Source organism: Methylobacterium sp. ap11 (assembly GCF_900110515.1).
GTDB lineage: Bacteria > Pseudomonadota > Alphaproteobacteria > Rhizobiales > Beijerinckiaceae > Methylobacterium > Methylobacterium ajmalii.
Map to the genome: position 1 here is coordinate 1 of NZ_FOEB01000053.1, position 2,486 is coordinate 2,486.

The 2,486-nt window shown below is 62.4% G+C and carries 4 protein-coding genes; 2 read left to right on the top strand and 2 right to left on the bottom strand.

What is annotated here, in order from left to right; all coding sequences use genetic code 11:
- Positions 1-606: 606 nt before the first annotated feature.
- Together BMX97_RS31805 and BMX97_RS31810 are read right to left on the bottom strand one after the other, a co-directional pair.
- On the bottom strand, positions 607-903 hold the full coding sequence (locus tag BMX97_RS31805) for a helix-turn-helix domain-containing protein (protein ID WP_048448839.1): 297 nt from the start codon (positions 901-903) through the stop codon (positions 607-609).
- A gap of 31 nt (positions 904-934) precedes the next feature.
- Positions 935-1,228, bottom strand: coding sequence for a type II toxin-antitoxin system RelE/ParE family toxin (locus tag BMX97_RS31810; protein ID WP_091755078.1), 294 nt, complete (start codon positions 1,226-1,228; stop codon positions 935-937).
- A 532-nt stretch (positions 1,229-1,760) separates the two neighbouring features.
- Between BMX97_RS31810 and BMX97_RS31815 the strand changes: the two genes are divergently transcribed.
- A complete protein-coding gene (locus tag BMX97_RS31815; RefSeq protein ID WP_091755079.1) occupies positions 1,761-1,967 on the top strand; it encodes a hypothetical protein in 207 nt (68 codons plus the stop codon).
- A 393-nt stretch (positions 1,968-2,360) separates the two neighbouring features.
- Positions 2,361-2,486 (top strand): transposase (locus BMX97_RS31820; RefSeq protein WP_143074783.1); only part of this gene is annotated, 126 nt, incomplete at its 3' end.

Consider the following 2,486-nt stretch of genomic DNA (forward strand, 5'->3'; position numbering starts at 1 on the left):
CGGACGGGCAGGCCTCGATCAACTGAAGCGCCGCATGGTTCTGGCCGCCTGATCCACGCAAGGTGAGCAAGAACCACAGAAACGGGGCAATCCCAGACGGAGCCGTGGTCGAACGGACAGACCGAAGGCCAGATCACCCGCTTGAAGCTGGTGAAGCGGCAGATGTTCGGCCGTGCCAATCTTGCCCTGCTCGAAGCTCGGCTGGTTGGCGCTGCGTGAACTCATCTGCACCGAGAGTGCGTCAGAGCCCTTATTCCACGCCTAATCACAGTCAAGGTCCGCATGTCTCACCTGCGATGCTGTCGCACCATAGCAGATAAGCGCCACAGTATGAAAGTACTATAAACGCATGGTGTCATCGCGCTGTGATGCGGTAGCATTGTAGCGCTACAATGCTACCGCATCACAGCACGGTGCCCCATACAGATACGTTCTGGAGCGAGCATGAAGCTGCCTCTCGCGCTACCGGCTGCCGAGCTGATGGCACTCCTTCCGCGCGGCCGCAGCTCGATCATCGATCCACTTCGCCTTCGTCGAACTTCGTCATCAGATCTTCCGCTCCGGTGACGCCAGCCTCGTCCGGCGATAGCAGTCGGAGGCTGGCGATCAGGCCACCTCGCCAAGGATCTCCCGCACCACCTGCGGCCGCTTCTCGACCATTGCCAAGAGCACGCGGGCAGGACCCTCCGGGCGGCGGCGCTTCTGCTCCCAGTTCCGGAGGGTGTGCAACGAAACGCCGATGGTTGCAGCAAAGGCCGGCTGAGCGAGTCCGGTCCTGGTCCGGATCTCGGCCACGTCCAGATCCTCCGGGACGTGGACAACGGTCCCCTCGGGAGGATTGCCCTCCATGTAGGCCAAGGCACTCTTGGCACCGCTCAGGATGCGGGTGAAACTGTCGGTCATCGGAGACACCATGTGGAGGGTTGCCGGTTCGTCAGCGCTTCTTGCTGCGCCGGTGAGCCGATTTGATTGCGGTGGCCACCTTCGTGAACTCGGCAACCTCCGCATCAGTGAAGTTTTCGCGATCCCCCTTGCTGAGGACGGCAACGAGGAACACGGGGATCGTCTCGTCGAGGTAGATCGAGACCACCCGGTAACCGCCCGACTTGCCCTTGCCGCGGCCGGCGACCCGACCCTTGCGAAAGCCGCCGGAGCCCTGGATTTCGTCGCCGTAGTCCGGCGTCTTGGCGTAGGTGTTGATCGAGCGTTGGCGCTCCGCCTCGGTCATGCCCGCCCGCTTCGCGTCGGCGAGGTAGTCGGGGGTCTCGACGACGGTGTGAAGCGGCTTGGATATGAGAGTGCGTAAGCCAATGGACTACATAAGTCAATGGCTTATGATGTACCGTGGATAGCTCGACCCGCTCGTTGCAGATCAGACTCGCAGCGCTCCCTCTCCCTTCACTAAGGCCGGCAGCCAAGTGATCGGCCTCGCCACGCATCTATGACGCTCAACCTCTTCGCCAGCACTGAAGCACCGCAGAGCTACAGCATTGTAGCATTGCAGCGCTATCATGCCAGTGTCCCTGTAGCTCCTTCGATGCTCCCCGCTTGTCCCCACGTGAGCGTCTTGCCACCCTGAAGGGCTCGCCCACGAAAGTCATCAGGACGCCTGAGGGCGGGAGATCGGCCCAAGGATCGCCGCGAGCAAAGGCCGAAATGCTGGCAGACTCATTGCCTCCAAGCTGATGACCGATCCACAAAAACGGGCCCACATCGTTTTGGCTATGGTGCGACCGCGTGGAGCCTGGCATAGCGCGCCCATGGCCGACGAAGTCCCGCATCCCTACTCCATCGAGGTTTCACCACTGCCTAAGCCGGAGGGAAACTTCCAGTGGGCGATCCGCCGGAGCGGTAAGCTGATTGAACGGTCCGACCGGCCCCACCGTAGCGAGGCCAAAGCCTTCGAGAGCGCCATGGAGGCTGTCGAGCGGGCCATGAAGCCGGGAGCCGATGGCGGCCGTCGCTGAGGGCGCCGCCGGCCGGGACACTCGGTCTCGCCCTCGTCGCCCGGTTGGCGCGAGTTGCCATTGGGGCCGAGCACTTAAACCCCATGCAGTCGTTCCGCATATCGGGCTCGACCGTACGGAAAACAGGTGTTTTCCGACATCCAAGATGGTCATTCGGGCATGTTGGCTGACGCCTGACGCTGACGAGCGCTTCATGGGTCTGCTGGCGACCCTTTGCGGCCCTTGGAAAGGTCCGCTTACAGGCTCCAAACCCCCGAAGCTGGTGGCTGCTTGGAACGGAAGCCGTCGAGGAGGGGCTTACGAGAAGCCGCGGCGTCATCACTGATGATTGTGATCCTCCCTCGGTTTCGCGGACACCTCTGATACGGTCGTTTCGGGCGGGGAAGGTGTTTGATGGCCAAGACACGACGCGAGTTCACCCCCAAGTTCAAACGCGAGGCGGTCGCTCTGCTCGAGAGCAGCGGCCGGTCGCAGATGCAGGTCGCCGCGGAACTCGGGATCCAGCCCTCCATGCTGCGC